Here is a 17,852-nt window from a genome sequence, read left to right as displayed (position 1 = left end):
GTGAGAGTAGAGCTGAGCAAGCGCTTTGCAGGATGGGACGGGGATACACTCCTGGCGCTTTGACGGTGGAGGAAATCCCCACCTCCGCCGCCCGCTTCTCGTGGAGGGCGACCGATGGCACGCACGGACTCCGACGAGCAGGGCGCTCGCGACCCAGGCGATCAGGGGCGTCACGCCGATCGCGGCGGTCGCGGCGGTCGCGCCGAGCGCGGTGAACACGCCGATCGCGGCGAACGCGGCGACCACGCCGATCGCGGCGAACTCGCCGCCTACCGCCTGCGCCGCGAACGCGAGTTGAGCAGCCTGTACGCCACCGCCCGTTCGCTGGCCGTGCTCGGGGAGGTCGACGTGGTGCTGCCGTCGATCGTCAGGGAGGCGCATGAGCTGATCGGCAGCGACTTCGCGTATCTCTCGCTCCTGGACGCGGACGGCAACCTCACGCTCCGCGCCACGGCGGGCACCATCTCGCCGGAGTTCTCGTCCGCGCGGATGCCCCCCGGCGCCGGTCTGGGCGGGCGGGTGATCGAGACCAGGGCGCCGTACTGGGTCAGCGACTACCGCGCCGCCGACGCCCTCGACCACAGCTCCGCCTTCGACCTCCTCGTCTCCAGCGAAGGACTCGTCGCGCTGCTCGGCGTACCCCTCCTGGTCGGGGACCGGGTGATCGGCGTCCTCTTCGCCGCCGACCGCACCGAGCGCCCCTTCGAGAAGGACGAGGTGGCCCTGCTCAGCGCGTTCGCGGACCACGCCGCCATCGCGCTGCACAACGCGCGGCTCTACGAGGAGAGCCGGGTGGCGCTGCGGCGGCTGCGGGACGCGTACCGGGTCATCGAGGACCAGGTCGCCACGATGGAACTCGCCGCGGCGGTGCACGAGGCGCTGACCCATGTGGTGCTGACGGGCGGCGGTCCCGGCGACATCGCCCAGTCGCTGGTGGACCACCTCCAGGGCGCGGTCACCATCCGGGACCGGGACGACAAGGTCGTCGCGACGAGGTGCCCCGACGCGGTGACACCGGGCGTCGACCCGTCACTGGAACGGGAGTTGCTGGAGGAGGCGCGGCGGACCGGGCGCTGCGTCCACGGCGAGAGCGACGACGGCACGGTCCTCAGCGTGGCGGCCATCCAGGCGGGCGGCAGCCATCTCGGCTCCCTGTCCCTGCGGCGGCGGGCCGCCACCGAGTCGGCGGACGTCCGGATGCTGGAGCGCTCCGCGCAGATCACGGGTCTGCTCGTGCTCATGCGCGACGCCCGCGTCGAGGCGGAGGAGCGGGTACGGGGCGAACTGCTCATGGAGCTGCTCTCCCATCCCCCGCTGCACCCCGTCCACCCCGCCCTGCGCGACCGCGCGCTCGCCCGTGGCGTCGACGTCGACCGCCTGGACGTCCTCGTCGCCGCCGACTGCCCCGGGCGGTCCGCCGCCGACATCGTCCGCGAACTGCACGCCGCCTCATCCGAGTGGTCCGGGCTCGCGGGCGAGTACCTGGGCCGGGCGACCCTGCTCCTGCACACGGACGACCCGGAGACGGTGGCCGAGACCCTCCACCACCGGCTGCGCCGCCGCCTCGGCGCCCCCACCCTGGTGGTCGCCGACCGCGTCACCGGCCACGACCGCGCCCGCTCCTTCACCCTGGCCCAGCGCTGCCTCGACGTCATGCGCTGCCTCGGCGACACCGACCGCGGCTCCACCACCCGCCGCTACGCGATGTACGCCCTCGTCTTCGACCCCGGGCGCGCCCACGAACTCGAGGGCTTCGTCACCGACACCCTCGGACCCCTCCTCGACTACGACCGCCGTCGCTCCACCGACCTCGTGACGACCACAGCCGCCTGGTTCACCCACTCCGGCAACCTCAGCCGCACCGCCCGCGCCCTGCACGTCCACACGAACACCCTGCTGAAGCGGCTGGACCGCATCGGGGCGGTGCTGGGGGAGGACTGGCGCTCGGCGGACTCGGGGCTGCGGGTGCATCTCGCGGTGCGGCTGCACCAGTTGAGGGGGGTGCTGGACGGGCCGGTGGGGGAGGGGCGGTGAGCCGGCGCGACCGGTCGTCCTGAAAACGCGTACGGGCCCTCCCCGAGTCGGATCAGGAACTGGATCTCGATCTCGGGGAGGGCCCGGCAGCGGTGCGATGACGGGATCAGGTCAGCCCTGGTCGCCGCCGCTCCTGGTTCCGCTCCGGCGCCGGGCCGCCGCGGGGCGGCCGGACTTCGCGGCGGGCTTGGCCGCGGGCTTCGCGCCGTTCCGGACGGCGGGCTTCGCCGTGGGCTTGCCGCCGGTGCGGGCGGTGGGCTTGGTCGCGGACTTCGCGCCCGTCCTGCCGCCGGTCTTGGCCGCCGTGCCGGTGCCGGTTCCGCCCTCGGTCCCGGTACGGCGGGACGGTCGGCCGGTGGTGGCCTGGGGCGAGGACTGCGCGCCCGCCCTGGCGCCCCGGCTCCCGCCCGCGCCCCCGCCGCGGGACCTGCGGGAGGGACGCCCGGACGACTTCGCCGCGGGCTGCTCCGGCTGTGCCGGTTCCAGGACGACGGCCACACCGGACGGCTCGCGCGCGCCGGTGATGGCGGTCAGCTCGGGCGCGGTCGAGGTGACCCGCGTCGTACGGGGGCGGATGCCCGCCGCCGACATGAGCTGGTTGACGTCGCGCTTCTGCTCGGGCAGGACCAGGGTGACCACGCTGCCGGAGCCGCCCGCTCGGGCGGTACGGCCGCCCCGGTGCAGGTAGTCCTTGTGGTCGGTGGGCGGGTCGACGTTGACGACCAGGTCGAGGTCGTCGACGTGGATGCCGCGCGCGGCCACGTTCGTCGCCACCAGCGCGGTGATCCGGCCGTCCTTGAACTGCTCCAGGGCGCGGTTGCGCTGCGGCTGGCTGCGGCCGCCGTGCAGGGCGGCGGCGCGCACGCCGACGGACAGCAGCCGCTTGGCGAGACGGTCGGCCGAGCGCTTGGTGTCCAGGAAGAGGATCACTCGGCCGTCACGCGCCGCGATACGGGTCGTGACCGCCTTCTTGTCGGTCTCGTCCAGCAGGTGGAGGACGTGGTGCTCCATGGTGGACACGGCACCGGCGGACGGGTCCACCGAGTGCACGACCGGGTCGTCCAGGAAGCGCTGCACCAGCCGGTCGATGTTGCGGTCCAGGGTGGCCGAGAAGAGCATGTGCTGACCGCCCGGGCGCACCCGCTGGATCACCTTGGTGATCTGCGGCAGGAAGCCCATGTCGGTCATCTGGTCGGCTTCGTCCAGCACTGTGATCCGTATGTCCTCCAGGAGGCAGTCACCGCGCTCCACGAGGTCGTTCAGCCGTCCCGGGCAGGCCACGAGCACCTCGACGCCGCGGCGGAGCGTGGCGGCCTGCTTGGTGATGGAGAGACCGCCGACGACGGTGGCCATCCGCAGGTTGACCGCCGTCGCGTACGGGGTCAGCGCGTCCGTCACCTGCTGGGCCAGCTCACGGGTGGGCACCAGGACGAGCGCGAGGGGAGCCTTGGGCTGCGCCCGCAGCCCGGCCGTACGGGCCAGCACCGCGAGTCCGAACGCGAGCGTCTTGCCGGAACCGGTACGGCCCCGACCCAGCAGGTCACGCCCCGCCAGCGCGTTGGGCAGCGCGGCGGCCTGGATGGGGAACGGGGTGGTCACGCCCTGCGCGGCCAGGCACTTCAGCAGTGCGGCCGGAAGCTCCATGTCGGCGAATTCCGCGATGGGCTCGAGCGCGGGCGTCCTGCTCTCCGGGAGCCGGAATTCTTGGGGCGGAGACACGGGGGAGGAGGGGGCGGCGCGACGGGTCGGCTTCTGCGGCCTGCGGGACATGCGGTGTGTGTGCCTTCCTGGGAACAGCAAACCGGGGTTCGCACCGCGATGGTGCGAACCCCGGCGAGCGATGACGCGTCCGGCGATCAGGCGGGGACGATGTTCTCCGCCTGCGGGCCCTTCTGGCCCTGCGTGACGTCGAAGGACACGCGCTGGCCCTCCTGGAGCTCACGGAAGCCCTGCGTCGCGATGTTCGAGTAGTGGGCGAAGACGTCGGGGCCGCCACCGTCCTGCTCGATGAAGCCGAAGCCCTTCTCAGAGTTGAACCACTTCACGGTTCCCTGAGCCATGATTTTCTCCTTCTGGTAGGCAGAGGCCCCATCCGGAGACAACCGGTAAAACAACTAATGCGCCCGATGGATACATTCCCGTCAGGCGCACATAGGTTCATGGGTACCACAACTGCAACGCCTAAAAAGTACCACACATCCGCCCCGCGCGACAGCCCACAGCCCTCCTGGCCTCGGAAATCCTCAGTCGAACCGGATGTGCCGGACCCCCGTCCGCGCCCGCCGCAGCCGCCCCCGCAACGCGCCGCCCCGGTCCGGAGCGAGCGGCAGCCCGGCGCTCGCCGCGACGCGCTCGGCGACCTCGGGAATGCTCAGCCGGTCGGTCCACACCTGCTCCGCGAACTCCTCGCCGCGCAGCCGCTCCAGACAGAGATCGAGCTTGGCCACCGCGAAACTCTCCCCGCGCAGCGCCGCCTTCTCGCCCGCGAGAAACCGCACGGCCCGCCCGAAGCCCCGCTCCCGCAACCGCCGCAGCACGGTCTCGCGCTCCGCCATCAGCGCGAAGTGCCGTACATCGTGCCCCCGTTCGCGCAGCCGCCCCACCATCTCCCGGAAATATGCGGGCTCCACGACCGTCATCGGCACGATCACCGTCCCGTCGTACTCGCTGAGCACGTGGTCCAGCACCTCGAACACCCCCTGCCGCCAGGCGCGGATGTCCTGGAAGTCGCCGCGCAGCGACCGGGGCGTCATCCGGTGCAGCCCGAACCCGATGTGCTCGGGATCGCACACCACGCTGTCCGCCAGCCGACGCTCCAGCTCATAGGCGGTCTGCGTCTTGCCGCCCCCGAAGGGACCGTTGAGCCACAGGAGCATGGGGCGACTTTAGGGGACGGGAGGGGGCGCGGGCTCGTCAGCCAGGGGTGTGCTCCGGTTCGCGCGGGGTCGCCTGCGGTGCCGTGGCGGACAGGCTCTGCTCCAGGTCGTCCAGGGCGCGGCGGGCCGTCGCGATGCGGGCGAGCAGGTCCGTGGGGGTGCGGTCCGGTGCGGTGGGTGGGTCCGGGTGGGGCTGTTCCATTTCGCGAGCCTCCTCCAGGGAGGTCAGGACGACGCCGATCAGGACGTTGACCAGGACGAAGGAGGCGAGGAGGACGTAGGAGGCGTAGTAGAGGAGGCTCCAGCGGGAGATCACCAGACCCGCGTGGACGGCGTCGCCGATGCCGTCCAGGGTCATCAGGAGGAACAGGGTGAGGACGGCGCGCCCGATCGAGCCGTAGTGCTCGGGGTCGGCGTGGGCGAAGAAGACCCAGCCGACCATCGCGTAGACGTAGAGCAGCAGCGCGCCGACGAGGAGGAAGCTCACCGTGCCGGGCAGGCTGCGGGCGACCGCGACCAGCACGATGCGCAGTTGGGGCAGGAAGCGGGCGGTGCGCAGGACGCGCGCCAGGCGCAAAAGTCGTAGCACGGTGGTGTTCTCGCGGACCACCGGCAGGAACGCGCTGAGGACGACGGCCAGGTCGAAGAGGTTCCACGGGTCGCGGAAGAAGTCGCGGGGGCGGTCGGCGTGGGCGCCCAGGCGCAGCAGGATCTCCACCGTGAACCCGGCCACGCACGCGCGCTCCGCCAGGCGTAACGCGGTGTGCCACTCGGCGGCGAGACCCGGATAGGTCTCCGCGCCGAGCAGCGCCGCGTTGGCCAGGATCAGCCCGACCACGGTGACCGCGAACCAGCGCGCCCCGGTGACGCCACGACACCATGAGGCGAGGGAGACCCGGGCGGGAACCGGCCGGATCGAGGGGGTGGTGCCGGTCATCCTGCTCTGTTCCTCCGTGCGGCGCGGTGCTTCTCCGCCCTCCTACCGGCGATCCGGAGCGGACGGCGGGCTTGTTGAGCGATCATGCTCTACGCAAGACTTCTACAGCAATGTAGATGTGAAGGGTGTGCCGGATGTCAGCCACCCGCCCGAAGGGAGCGCGAAACGATGTTCGGCCTGAGTGAACTGGCCCTGATTCTCCTTGTGTTCGCCGTGATTCTCGGCGTCAGGAAGCTGCCGGAGCTGACCCGTGCCACGGGGAAGGCGGTCCGGATCTTCAAGAGCGAGGCGCGGGCCCGCAAGGAGCAGGACGCCGCGCCGGACCCGTCCGCCGGGAACGTCGTGGAGGGAAAGATCGTTGGGCGCGGCGACGGGCCACGGTCCTGACCGCCGCCCGCCCCGGACCTCTGCCCTGCTCGGGGCGCCGCGGCGCGGCCCGGCGACCGTCGTGCCCGGCGACCGGACGGCGACCCGTCGGGCGCGCAAGGACCGGCGGAAGGTCTGGCGGGGGCGGACGGACCGGCAGAGGCGGAAGGGAGCGGACGTGAGCGACGAACGGCGTCCCCGGCGGCGGGGACAGGGCGAGCTGGAGGGGCTGGTGCTCTCGGCCCTGCGCGAGGCGCGCGCCCCCGCGTCGGTGGGGTGGGTCCAGGAACGCCTGGGCGACGACCTCGCCTATACGACCGTGATCACCATCCTGACCCGGCTGCTCGCCAAGGGCGCGGTCACCCGCGAGCGCGCGGGCCGCTCCTTCGTCTGGACGCCGGTCTCGGACCAGGCGGGGCTCGCCGCGCACCGGATGCGCAAGGTGCTGGACGGCGAGAGCGACCGGGAGGCGGTGCTGTCCCGCTTCGTCACCTCGCTGGAGCCCGACGACGAACGCGTGCTGCGCCAACTGCTGGGCCGTCTGGGCCCGGAGGGAGAAGACTGAGGTCCCATGGGAGTGTTCGTCCTCCTGCCGCTGGTACTGCCGCTGACGGCGTGGCCGGTGGCGCGACTGGCCGAGCAGCGGCTCCATCCGCGCACCGCCAGTTGGCTGCTGACCGTGACGGCCGCCGTGCTGGCTCTGTGCAGCACGGTCTGCCTCGCCCTCCTCATGGTCGTCGGCACCGCCCAACTCCCGGGCAACCCCCTGCCGGACGGCTGGTCCGACGACGAGGTGCGCGAGGCGGTGCCGTACGACGAGATCGCCGGCCAGGCCGCCATCCCCGCCCTGCTCACCGTGGTCTCCGGCTGCGGGCGCCTGCTGTGGCGCCATCACCGGGTGCGACGGCGGGCCGAGCGGAGCCTTGCCGGGCTGCCCCGGCGCACGGTCGCCGTGCTGCCCGACGACGCGCCCTACGCGTACGCCCTGCCGGAGCGCGGGCGGCGGCGCGGTCGGGTGGTGGTGTCGAGCGGGATGCTGTCCCGGCTGGCTCCGGCGGAGCGACGGGCGCTGTTCGCCCATGAGCGAGCACATCTGACGGCACGTCACCACAGGTTCCTGCTGTTCGTCCAACTCGCCGCGCGCGCCAATCCGTTCCTGCGCCCGCTGCGCACCGCCGTGTCCTACACCGTGGAGCGGTGGGCGGACGAGGAGGCGGCGGGGGTGGTGCGCAGCCGCCGTACCGTGGCGCGGGCCATCGGCAGGGCCGCGCTGATCGCGGGTGCCGCACCGGGTGTCGGACCGGGCCCCGCCCTGGCGGGGTTCGCGGCTCCCGGGCCCGTCCCGCGCCGGGTCGCGGCGCTGCTGCACCCGGCGCCCACCGCGCACGCCTGGCCGTCGCTGTTCACGGCCGTGGGCGTGGCGGTGTGGACGGCGGCGGCCGGGACGGCCATCTCCGCGCTGTCCTCGGCCAATTCGGCGGTGACGCTGTTCCTCGTGCTGAAGGCGGCCACCCCGCTGTAGAGGTGGCCGCCCGTGGCGCGTCGCGCCGGTCAGAGGTCGGATCAGAGGTCGAACTCGTGCGGCGGCAGGTCGAGGGTGTAACACGCCTCGCGCACGACAGCCTGCTCGTCCTTGTCGAAGTTGCCGTCGGCGCCGCCGATCACGATGCCGATCTGGACGACGGCACGCGCCTCGGCGGGCTTCTTCTTCGCCTTGGCGACCTCCTGGAGCACGCTGACCTTGCCGAAGTCGAAGTCGGCGGTCAGCTTGTCGAGGTTCGCCTCGAACCGGCGCTGGAGGTCCATCGCGTCGAAGTTCTGCAACACCTCGTTACCGGCGATGAGTTGCGCCACCCGGCGCCGCTCGGAGGGGTCCACCGTGCCGTCGGCGGCGGCGACCAGCGCGCACATCGCCATCGAGGCGTCACGGAAGGCGCCGCTCTTCAGGTCGTTCTTCTTCGCCACCAGTTGCGTCTGCATGGTGGCGGCGGATTCCTTGATGCGGTCCCACAGGGCCATGAGCACTCCAGTCTCTAAGGTTTGAGGAGCCGTGCCGTGCCCGGCTCCCGAGTGTCCCCCGTCGTAAGACGCCTACTCAGTCCTCTTCGTCGCCCTCGAAGAAGTCGCCCACCTCGTCCACGACTTCGGCCGCGACCATCCCGCCCACGACACCGACGGCGAGACCCGCCGCGCCCGCCGCGATGGCGGTGCCCATGCCGGGACCGGAGCGGTGGTGCCCGCCGTCGTGCCCGTACGCGTGCTCGTGGCCGTACGAGGGTCCGTGTCCGTACGAGGGCTCGTGTCCGTACGACGGCTCGTGTCCGTACGGAGCGTCGTGGCCGTACGGTCCGGGAGCCCCGTACGACGCGCACCGCTCGGCGAGTTGGCGGAACCAGCCGTCGACCACGGTGTTCCAGTCGGGTCGGTCCGCCTCGCCGTGCGAGACGGTGAAGCGGGCGAGCGCGTCGTGCCCGGGGGAGAGGAAGCCGCCGCGCTTGTCGGCCTCCAGGACGACCTCCATGCCGCCGGGGTCGGTGAGGAAGGTCAGCTCGAACTCCCGTACCTGGTAGGCGTACTGCGGTGCCGGGGTCAGCTCGATCTCCTGGTAGAAGGGGAGTTGCTGCCCGGTGCCGCCGATGCGCCCCAACTCCAGGTCGGCGGAACGGAATCCGAAACCGAGCTGACCCAGTGCCTCCAGGATCGCCTCCTGGACGGGCAGCGGGCGCACCGCGAGCGGGTCGAGGTCGCCCTTGTCCTTCGCCCCGGCGACAGCCAGTTCGGTGCGCACGCCGAGCACGATGCCGAGCGGCTGGCCGTACAGCTCGGTGACCGGCGTCTCCCAGGGCAGCGTCACGCTGAACGGCACGCTCCGGCTCTCGCCCTCGCGCAACCGGAAGCCGCCGCCCACCGTGAACCGGTCGAAGACGACCGCACCCTCGCTCTCCCCGTGCTCATGCTCGGCCTCGACGCGGGCCACCAGCTCCAGGGTGATGTGATCGATGTCGAAGTCGGCCTTCCCGCCCCGGAGATGGACCTGCCCCGACAGAGTGCCGCCGGGCAGCGCGGGGCCGGGCTCCAGCACCGTGTCCACGGTGGGCCCTCCCACGCCGAGCGATCCGAGCAGCTTCTTGAACACCATCCGGCGTTCACTCCTTTACGTGCGAGTCACCCGCGAACCGGCGGTGACCACCGTTTTTTCTACAAGCCTGTAGAAGCATAGCGCCGGATACGGGGCGGGAGGCGAGGAACACGGTCTCAGGGCAGCATGTCCTCGACGAGGTCGGCGGCGCGCCGGGTGCCGCCCTCGGCCCGCGCCTCGGCGCTCAACCGCGTGCAGCGGCGGGCGACTTCGGGATCGGTGATCAGCTCGATCAGTGCCGCCCGCAGCCGCTCGCCGGTCGCCTCGGCGGTGTCGATGCGACGGGCCACGCCCAGTCGCACGAGCCGGTCGGCGTTCGTGAACTGCTCGGCGCCCTGCGGCACGGCGATCATCGGCACCCCCGCCATCAGCCCCTCGCCGCAGCCGCCCATCCCGGCGTGCGTGACGAAGGCGTCCGCCTGCTCCAGGATCGCCCGCTGGGGCACCCAGGAGTGCACCTCCACGTTGGACGGGATGGTGCCGAGTTCCGCCGGGTCGGTGTACTTGCCGATCTGGAGGACGACGTGCCAGCCGGGCAACTCGCCGTAGGCGGCGAGGCATTGGCGGTAGAACTCGGGCTGACGCGTGAAGGCTGAACCGAGCGAGACCAGCAGCACCTTCCCGGCGTCGGCGGGGCGGGTCCAGTGCTCCGCGTCCGTGCCGAGGTCGAAGCAGGGACCGACGAAGGTCACGACGTCGGTGTCGACCCGCTCGGCGTACGGCTGCATCGCCCGGGAGATCAGCGCGAGGGCCCGCTTCGGGCGGCCGGAGAAGGTGTCCACGTCGGTCGTCGACGCTCCGCAGTCGGCGAGCCACCGCGCGAATCTCGCCTGGTAGGCGTCGGCGCCCGGCAACTGCCGGATCTGCGGGGCGACTTCCTCGTCGTAGCCGTCCCAGGCCACATAGGTCGGGGAGAGCTGGAGGAGGGGACGGTCCTGCGACTCCGCGAGGGCGCGGGCGGCGTAGGCGCCGATGTCGTACAGATAGAGGTCGGCCGGGTCCGGGTCGTAGACGGCGCGCAGTCGGGGGAGTGCCTGGACCGCGTCGTCCAGGAAGAGGCTCATCGCGCCGATGGGGTCCTCGGGCCACTTGTTGTCGGCGACCGGCAACACCGAGGGGCAGGGCACCAGTTCGGCGCCGGTGGGCGTGATCAGGTCGGCCACGGCGGGGTCGTTGGCGTAGGTCACCCGGTGGCCGCGGGCGACCAGCTCGCGGATGATCTCCAGGCCCGGCAGGACATGGCTGACGGCGGGAATGCCGACCATCGCGATGTGGGCACGACGAGGGGACGCGGAAGGCGTGGGAAACACGGAGGCTCACTCATTTCTACGGGAGGAGAGGACACGGCGAGCCGGTGCGCGGGTCTCTTCGAGGGGGCGCACGACGACATGCCGGAGGAAGACCGGGACGTTGCCCGGATCGCTCAGCCGTAGATCTGAAGAAGACGCATGTCCGCGACCCTAGCCGCCCTCGCGCGGCGGGGCACCGCAATTTCCGGCTGGCGCCCAGGAGACACTCCGCCCCCGGGAGGCGCTCCGCGCAACGCCGTACCGGAACCCCCGTGCAGCACCCTGTTCGCCGGAAACACCGTGAGCTACCGTCGGTAACACCTGTAGGCGGCGCTCGCCGGACTCCCCAGGCCGCGCCCGCAGCGCCCCACCATGCTCTGTCGCACCCCCGCTCTTCCGCACCCCATGCCCTCCCGCACCGTCAGCACCCCCCTGACGAAAGGCAGCCATGGACCACCCCACCGCTCCCGCTTCCCCCACGGGCGTCACCCGTCGCCGCGCCCTCACCGTCACCGGTGGCGTCCTCGCGGGCGCCGCGCTGGCCGCGCACGCGTTCCCCGCCTTCGCCGCCGAGTCGCAGGACGCCGACGCGATCGTCGTCGGACACGGGCTCGCCGGACTCGTCGCGACGGCCGAACTCGCCGCCGCCGGACGCAAGGTGCTGCTCCTCGACCAGGAACCCGAGGCGAGCATCGGCGGCCAGGCGTTCTGGTCGTTCGGCGGGCTCTTCTTCGTGAACTCCGACGAACAGCGCCTCATGGGCGTCAAGGACACCCATGAACTGGCCTGGCAGGACTGGCTCGGCACCGCCGGATTCGACCGGGGCGTGGACGACCCCAGGGGGCAGGACCACTGGGCCTACAAGTGGGCCGAGGCGTATGTGGACTTCGCGTCCGGCGAGAAGAGATCGTGGCTGTCCGGGCTCGGCGTGCAGTGGTTCCCCATCGTCGGCTGGGCCGAGCGCGGCGGCGGACTCGCGGACGGACACGGCAACTCGGTGCCCCGCTTCCACGTCACCTGGGGCACCGGACCTGCCGTCGTCGAGCCGTTCGAGAAGAAGGTGCGGGCGGCGGTCGCCGCCGGGAAGATCACCTTCAAGTTCAGACACAGAGTCGACGGCATCGTCACGACCGGCGGCACGGTGACCGGCGTGCGCGGCGCGCTCCTTGAGCCCAGCAGCGCTGCCCGGGGCACGCCCAGCTCCCGTACCGTCGTCGGCGACTTCGAGCTGCGCGCCCCGGTCGTGGTCGTCACCTCCGGCGGCATCGGCGCCAACCATGACCTCGTGCGCCAGAACTGGCCCACACGGCTCGGGACCCCACCCAAAACGATGATTACTGGTGTCCCCGCACATGTGGACGGGCGGATGCTCGCCATCACCGAGCGTGCGGGCGGCCGTATCGTCAACCCCGACCGCATGTGGCACTACACCGAGGGGCTGCGCAACTACGCCCCCATCTGGCCCGACCATGGCATCCGCATCCTGCCCGGACCGTCCTCCATGTGGTTCGACGCCACAGGCCGCCGCTTCGGCGCGCCCGACATCCCCGGCTACGACACCCTGCACACCCTCGGATCGATCACCGCGAGCGGGTACGACTACTCGTGGTTCGTCACCACACAGAAGATCATCGCCAAGGAGTTCGCGCTCTCCGGCTCCGAGCAGAACCCGGACCTCACCAACAAGAACGTCTGGCAGTTGCTCTCCCGGATCTGGCAGACCCCCGAGCCGATCGAGAAGTTCAAGAAGAACGGCGTGGACTTCGTGGTCGCGACGAACCTGTCCGACCTGGTCGCGGGCATGAACAAGCTCACCGGCGACAACCTGATCGACCTCGCGGACCTGAAGCGGCAGATCGAGGCGCGCGACCGCGAGATCGACAACCCGTACACCAAGGACACCCAGGTCATGGGCATCCGCAACGCCCTCACCTACATCGGCGACTCGCTCAGCCGGACCGCCTCCGCGCACAAGATCCTCGACCCCGCCGCCGGTCCGCTGATCGCCGTGCGGCTCAACATCCTCACCCGCAAGACCCTCGGCGGACTCCAGACCGACCTGTCCGGGCGGGTGCTGAACGCCTCCGGCGAGCCGGTCCCCGGTCTGTACGCGGCGGGCGAGGTCGCGGGCTTCGGCGGCGGCGGGGTCCACGGCTACCGCTCCCTGGAGGGCACCTTCCTCGGCGGCTGCCTCTTCTCCGGGCGTCAGGCGGGGCGCGCGGCGGCTGCGGCGACGGCGACCTGAGAAACGGGCGGAGGAAACGGATCGACCGAGGTCGGAGGGGTCGCAGGAGGGTCGTCGCGGGGTCGTACGCGACCCGGGGACCGACCCGGCGCCGGACGAGCGGTCGACGGGGTGCGTAAACATCTGTCGGTGTCAACGCCCCGTAAGCGTGGTTTTTGCGTGATCATGCTGACGGGGCGGGACAAGAAGCGGCGATTTGGCGACGACTCGGGGCATCACCGACCATTGTGCTCGGTCCCGTGCTCCGAGGACGTCAGTTCCGCTGGTCCGCTCCGTGAGCCCGGTCGCCACCCGTCCCCGCTCCGGTCACGGCCGGTTCCCCGAGAGGTAACACCCAGCCATGCACGTCACCGGGACCGTCCCGCCGCCGGCGACGGCGGCCGAGCCTGCCGGAACCTCTGCCGACGCCCCGGCCGGGGAACCGGGCGGCGGTGCGAGCAAGCACGCCCGCCGCTTCGGGCTGCCCGTCGCCACCGCCCTGGTCATGGGCAACATCATCGGCGGCGGCATCTTCCTGCTCCCCGCCTCCGTCGCCCCCTACGGCACGGTCAGCCTGGTCGCCCTCGGCGTCCTGACCGTCGGCGCCATCGCGCTCGCCCTGGTCTTCGGGCGCCTCGCCGAGCGCGACCCGCGCACCGGCGGTCCCTACGTCTACGCCCGCGAGGCGTTCGGCGACTTCGCGGGCTTCCTCGCCGCCTGGGCGTACTGGATCACCACCTGGGTGTCCAACGCCGCGCTCGCCGTCGCCGCCGTCGGCTACCTCGACGTACTGATCCCGGTCAGCCATCACCGCTGGACCGCGTGCCTGGCCGCCCTCGTCATCCAGTGGCTCCCGGCTCTCGCCAACTTCGCGGGCACCCGCTGGGTGGGCGCCGTGCAGTTGGTCTCCACGGTGCTGAAGTTCCTCCCGCTGCTGCTCGTCGCGGTCGGCGGACTGTTCTTCTTCGACTCCCACAAGCTCGGCGCGTTCCACGCGGGCGGCGGCAGCGCGATCGGCGCCGTCTCCGCCTCCGCCGCCCTGCTGCTCTACTCCTACCTGGGCGTGGAGTCCGCCGCCGTCAGCGCGGGCGAGGTCCGCGACGCCCGCCGCAACGTGGGTCGCGCCACCGTCATCGGCACCGTCGGCGCCGCGCTGGTCTACCTGCTCGGCACGGTCTCCGTCTTCGGCACCGTCTCCCACAGCCACCTGGTGAAGTCGACCGCGCCGTTCTCCGACGCCGTCAACGCCATGTTCGGCGGCACCTGGGGCGGCTGGGCGGTGGCGCTTGCCGCGCTGGTCTCGATGACCGGCTGCCTCAACGGCTGGACCCTGCTCAGCGCGCAGACCCCGTACGCCGCTGCCCGCGACGGGCTCTTCCCGGCCGCCTTCACCCGGCGCCGCCGTGGCGTGCCGACCGTCGGCGTCGGCGTGACGGTCGTCCTCTCCTCGCTGCTCACCGTCTACAACTTCATGGCGGGCTCCGCGCACGTCTTCGAGGTCCTGGTCCTGGTCACCACCTTCACGGCGACGGTGCCGTACCTGCTGGCCACGGCCGCGCAGCTCTACCACCTCGCCTCCGGGCGCCGCGAGAACGTCGACAAGCGCCGCCTGATCCGCGACGCCGTGATCGCCTCGGTCGCCGCCGGATTCTCGATCTGGCTGGTCGCGGGCGCGGGCTACGCGGCGGTCTACCAGGGCGTGCTGTTCCTCTTCGTCGGCATCCTCGTCTACGCCGTGATGGCGGGACGGCGGCGCCGGGCCGAGGTCTGATCGTATGAGAGCCCGGTGGTCGCGGAAGGGGCCGCCGGGCTTTGCCGTACCGGCGAACTGCACAACCGGAGCGTCTCCTACCACTGGTCCCGGTGATCTTCCGCTGCGTAGCGTGGCACCCCGGACCACGGGACCCACGGGGCGGAAGGCGGAAGACAGATGCAGCCGACGGTCGTACTGCTCCACGGAGCCTTCGCCAACTCCTTCTCCTTCGCGCCGCTCCAGGCGGAGCTGGGTCTGCTCGGACACCGCTCGGTCGCCGTCGACCTGCCGGGACACGGCTTCGCGGCGACCTACCCGCGCGCCTACCAGACCCCGCAGGACCCCAAGGAACTGGCTGCCGCGCCCGGCGTGCTCAAGGGCGTGAGTCACGCGGACAACGTCGCCCATCTGATCGCGGTCCTGGAGCGGGCCGGCGCGAACGGTCCCGTCGTGCTCGTGGCGCACAGCCGGGGCGGCGTCGTCGCCACCGCCGTGGCCAACACCCGGCCCGACCTGATCGACCGGCTCGTCTACGTCGCCGCCTGGTGCCCGGTCGACCTGGAGGTCGCCGCCTACTACGCCGAGCCCGAGATGGCCGAGGTCGACCCCGACGTGCTCGGCCACGTCCTCGCCTGCGACCCGGCGGAACTGGGCCTGATCCGCGCCAACTTCCGCACCGCCGACGACCGCGCCCTCGCCGGGCTCAAGGACGCCTTCCTCGCGGACGGCACCGACGACGAACTCCTGGCGTTCCTCGCCACGCTCCAGCCCGACGAGAGCCTCGACGCGGGCGGCCCGGACGACCGGGCACGCGCCGGGAGCTGGGGCCGCCTCCCAAGGACGTACGTACGGCTCACCGGCGACGCGAGTCTGCCGCTCGCCCTCCAGGACCGGCTGATCCGCGAGGGCGACGCGCTCACCCCGGACAACCCCTTCGACGTACGCACTCTCGACGGCAGTCATCTGCGCTGGATGGTCCGCCCGGAACCGGCGGCGCGGCTGCTCGCGGAGATCGCCGGGGAGACGGTGTCGAACCCGTAAATGTCCTTACAAAGTATTGACAGTGGCCCGCGCAGGGACTTGTATCGCGGCCGACGCCACAGCAGTTCCCCTCCGTAGCACAGTGAGGTGCAGGAAAGATGGACCGCTCTTCTCGCTCGCGTTCGCGCGGACTGGCCCAGGTCGTCGCGGTGGCCGCCGCGGCCGCCCTCACCCTCGCCGGCTGCTCCAGCGGCTCCGGCGGGAAGAAGGCCGAAGGGGGAGGGGCGGGCACCTCGGCGGGCAAGGCCGACACCCCCCGGATGAAGGTCGCGCTCATCACCCACCAGGGTCCCGGCGACACCTTCTGGGACATCGTCCGCAAGGGCGCCGAGGCCGCCGCCGCCAAGGACAACATCGAACTGAGCTACTCCGCCGACCCCAGCGCGGGCACCCAGGCCAACTTCGTGCAGAACGCCATCGACCGCAAGGTGGACGGCATCGCGGTCACCCTGGCCAAGCCCGGCGCCATGAAGGACGTCATAGCCAAGGCGAACGCGGCCAAGATCCCCGTCGTCGGCCTCAACTCAGGACTCGCCGACTGGAAGAAGCTCGGTCTCCTGCAGTTCTTCGGCCAGGACGAGTCGGTCGCGGGCGAGGCACTCGGCAAGAAGCTCGACGAGGTCGGCGCCAAGAACGCCGTCTGCGTGATCCACGAGCAGGGCAACGTCGGCCTCACCCAGCGCTGCGACGGCGTGAAGAAGACCTTCTCCGGCAAGCTCCAGACGCTGTACGTGACCGGCACCGACATGCCGTCCGTGAAGTCGACGATCACCGCCAAGCTCAAGCAGAACAAGTCCCTCGACTACGTCGTCACCCTCGGCGCCCCCTTCGCGCTGACCGCCGTGCAGTCCGTCGCCGACGCGGGCAGCAAGGCCAAGGTCGCCACCTTCGACCTCAACAAGGACCTGACCGGCGCCATCAAGAAGGGCACGATCCAGTTCGCCGTCGACCAGCAGCCCTACCTCCAGGGCTACCTGGCCGTCGACTCCCTGTGGCTGTACAAGAACAACGGCAACTACAGCGGCGGCGGCGAGCAGCCCGTGCTGACCGGTCCCGCCTTCGTGGACAAGTCCAACGTGGACCGGGTCGCGGCGTTCGCGGCGAAGGGCACGCGGTGATGAGCACCGCGTCGCAGGCGGGACCGGCGGCCGCGCCGCCGGCTCCCGGCCCCGCCCCGGCGGAGCGCCGTACCACCCGGCGCCCCCTGGCGCTCCGGCTGCTCGCCCGCCCCGAGACGGGCGTCTTCCTCGGCGCCGCCGCCGTCTTCGTCTTCTTCCTGATCGCCGCGCCCTCGCTGCGCCAGGGCGACTCGATGGCCACGGTGCTCTACCAGTGCTCGACCATCGGCATCATGGCGCTCCCGGTCGCCCTCCTCATGATCGGCGGGGAGTTCGACCTGTCCTCGGGCGTCGCGGTGATCAGCTCCGCGCTCACCGCGAGCATGATCAGCTACCAGTTGACCGTGAACGTGTGGACCGGGGTGCTCGTCTCCCTCGTCCTCTCCCTCGCCATCGGCGCCTTCAACGGCTGGATGGTCGTCAGGACCAAGCTGCCCAGCTTCCTCGTCACCCTCGGCACCTTCCTGATCCTCCAGGGCGTCAACCTGGCGGTGACGAAAATGGTCACCGGGAACGTCGCCACCGACGACGTCAGCGACATGGACGGCTTCTCCCAGGCCAAGGCGGTCTTCGCGTCCTCCGTCGACATCGGCGGGGTCCAGGTGAAGATCACCGTCTTCTACTGGCTCGCCTTCGCCGCGCTTGCCACCTGGGTGCTGCTGCGCACCAAGTACGGCAACTGGATCTTCGCGGTCGGCGGCAGCCAGGAGAGCGCCCGCGCGGTGGGCGTACGGGTCGACTTCACCAAGATCACGCTGTTCATGCTGGTGAGCTTCGGCGCCTGGTTCACCGGGATGCACAACCTGTTCTCCTTCAACACCGTGCAGTCGGGCGAGGGCGTCGGCCAGGAGCTGATCTACATCGCCGCGGCGGTCATCGGCGGCTGTCTGCTCACCGGCGGCTCCGGCTCCGCGATCGGTCCCGTCTTCGGCGCGTTCATGTTCGGCATGGTCAACCAGGGCATCGTCTTCGCGGGCTGGAACCCCGACTGGTTCAAGGCGTTCCTCGGCGTGATGCTGCTCGGCGCCGTCCTGATCAATCTGTGGGTCCAGCGCACGGCGACGCGGAGGTGAAG

The 17,852-nt window shown here is 71.4% G+C and carries 16 protein-coding genes; 9 read left to right on the top strand and 7 right to left on the bottom strand.

Annotation, left to right across the window (positions count from 1 at the left end; all coding sequences use genetic code 11):
* The first annotated feature begins 114 nt into the window (after positions 1–114).
* On the top strand, positions 115–2,034 hold the full coding sequence (locus IF655_RS07515) for a GAF domain-containing protein (RefSeq protein ID WP_199583187.1): 1,920 nt from the start codon (positions 115–117) through the stop codon (positions 2,032–2,034).
* Between the two features lie 111 nt (positions 2,035–2,145).
* Here IF655_RS07515 and IF655_RS07510 read toward each other — a convergent pair whose 3' ends face one another.
* From IF655_RS07510 to IF655_RS07495, 4 genes are all read right to left on the bottom strand, one after another.
* Entirely contained in the window at positions 2,146–3,804 is a 1,659-nt protein-coding gene (locus IF655_RS07510) for a DEAD/DEAH box helicase (protein WP_199583185.1), read from the bottom strand.
* Positions 3,805–3,890: 86 nt separating this feature from the next.
* On the bottom strand, positions 3,891–4,094 hold the full coding sequence (locus tag IF655_RS07505) for a cold-shock protein (protein WP_007502648.1): 204 nt from the start codon (positions 4,092–4,094) through the stop codon (positions 3,891–3,893).
* A gap of 183 nt (positions 4,095–4,277) precedes the next feature.
* On the bottom strand, positions 4,278–4,910 hold the full coding sequence (locus tag IF655_RS07500; protein ID WP_199583183.1) for an AAA family ATPase: 633 nt from the start codon (positions 4,908–4,910) through the stop codon (positions 4,278–4,280).
* Between the two features lie 37 nt (positions 4,911–4,947).
* Positions 4,948–5,847: an ion transporter gene (locus tag IF655_RS07495; protein WP_199583181.1), complete on the bottom strand. Its 900-nt coding sequence runs from the start codon at positions 5,845–5,847 to the stop codon at positions 4,948–4,950.
* Between the two features lie 168 nt (positions 5,848–6,015).
* Here IF655_RS07495 and IF655_RS07490 point away from each other — a divergent pair, with 168 nt between their 5' ends.
* The 3 genes from IF655_RS07490 (at position 6,016) to IF655_RS07480 (ending at position 7,735) form a co-directional block, all read left to right on the top strand.
* Positions 6,016–6,234, top strand: a complete 219-nt coding sequence (locus IF655_RS07490) for a twin-arginine translocase TatA/TatE family subunit (protein ID WP_199583179.1) — start codon at positions 6,016–6,018, stop codon at positions 6,232–6,234.
* A gap of 157 nt (positions 6,235–6,391) precedes the next feature.
* Positions 6,392–6,778 carry a BlaI/MecI/CopY family transcriptional regulator gene (locus IF655_RS07485; RefSeq protein ID WP_199583177.1) on the top strand — a complete coding sequence of 129 codons (387 nt, stop codon included), beginning with the start codon at positions 6,392–6,394 and terminating at the stop codon, positions 6,776–6,778.
* 6 nt (positions 6,779–6,784) lie between these two features.
* Positions 6,785–7,735 (top strand): M56 family metallopeptidase, encoded by a 951-nt coding sequence (locus tag IF655_RS07480; protein WP_199583175.1) that lies wholly within the window; start codon positions 6,785–6,787, stop codon positions 7,733–7,735.
* 41 nt (positions 7,736–7,776) lie between these two features.
* Here IF655_RS07480 and IF655_RS07475 read toward each other — a convergent pair whose 3' ends face one another.
* The 3 genes from IF655_RS07475 to IF655_RS07465 all read right to left on the bottom strand — a co-directional run bounded on the left by IF655_RS07475 (position 7,777) and on the right by IF655_RS07465 (position 10,617).
* Positions 7,777–8,232 (bottom strand): tellurite resistance TerB family protein, encoded by a 456-nt coding sequence (locus IF655_RS07475; protein ID WP_161179422.1) that lies wholly within the window; start codon positions 8,230–8,232, stop codon positions 7,777–7,779.
* 76 nt (positions 8,233–8,308) lie between these two features.
* The gene (locus IF655_RS07470) at positions 8,309–9,352 is read right to left on the bottom strand and encodes a sporulation protein (RefSeq protein ID WP_199583174.1); all 1,044 of its coding nucleotides are present in this window, start codon (positions 9,350–9,352) and stop codon (positions 8,309–8,311) included.
* 116 nt (positions 9,353–9,468) lie between these two features.
* On the bottom strand, positions 9,469–10,617 hold the full coding sequence (locus tag IF655_RS07465; RefSeq protein WP_199583172.1) for a macrolide family glycosyltransferase: 1,149 nt from the start codon (positions 10,615–10,617) through the stop codon (positions 9,469–9,471).
* A gap of 472 nt (positions 10,618–11,089) precedes the next feature.
* Between IF655_RS07465 and IF655_RS07460 the strand changes: the two genes are divergently transcribed.
* The 5 genes from IF655_RS07460 to IF655_RS07440 all read left to right on the top strand — a co-directional run bounded on the left by IF655_RS07460 (position 11,090) and on the right by IF655_RS07440 (position 17,850).
* A complete protein-coding gene (locus IF655_RS07460) occupies positions 11,090–12,886 on the top strand; it encodes an FAD-binding dehydrogenase (RefSeq protein WP_199583170.1) in 1,797 nt (598 codons plus the stop codon).
* A gap of 340 nt (positions 12,887–13,226) precedes the next feature.
* Positions 13,227–14,636 carry an amino acid permease gene (locus IF655_RS07455; RefSeq protein ID WP_199583168.1) on the top strand — a complete coding sequence of 470 codons (1,410 nt, stop codon included), beginning with the start codon at positions 13,227–13,229 and terminating at the stop codon, positions 14,634–14,636.
* A gap of 159 nt (positions 14,637–14,795) precedes the next feature.
* Positions 14,796–15,659, top strand: a complete 864-nt coding sequence (locus tag IF655_RS07450) for an alpha/beta fold hydrolase (RefSeq protein WP_199583166.1) — start codon at positions 14,796–14,798, stop codon at positions 15,657–15,659.
* 98 nt (positions 15,660–15,757) lie between these two features.
* Positions 15,758–16,777: a sugar ABC transporter substrate-binding protein gene (locus IF655_RS07445; protein ID WP_199583164.1), complete on the top strand. Its 1,020-nt coding sequence runs from the start codon at positions 15,758–15,760 to the stop codon at positions 16,775–16,777.
* The gene (locus tag IF655_RS07440; RefSeq protein ID WP_199583162.1) at positions 16,777–17,850 is read left to right on the top strand and encodes an ABC transporter permease; all 1,074 of its coding nucleotides are present in this window, start codon (positions 16,777–16,779) and stop codon (positions 17,848–17,850) included. Before IF655_RS07445 ends, IF655_RS07440 begins: the two co-directional genes overlap by 1 nt.
* Positions 17,851–17,852: the final 2 nt, after the last annotated feature.

Source organism: Streptomyces sp. DSM 110735 (genome assembly GCF_016482685.1).
Classification (GTDB): Bacteria; Actinomycetota; Actinomycetes; order Streptomycetales; family Streptomycetaceae; genus Streptomyces.
This window is presented reverse-complemented; position numbering and strand designations above follow the sequence as displayed.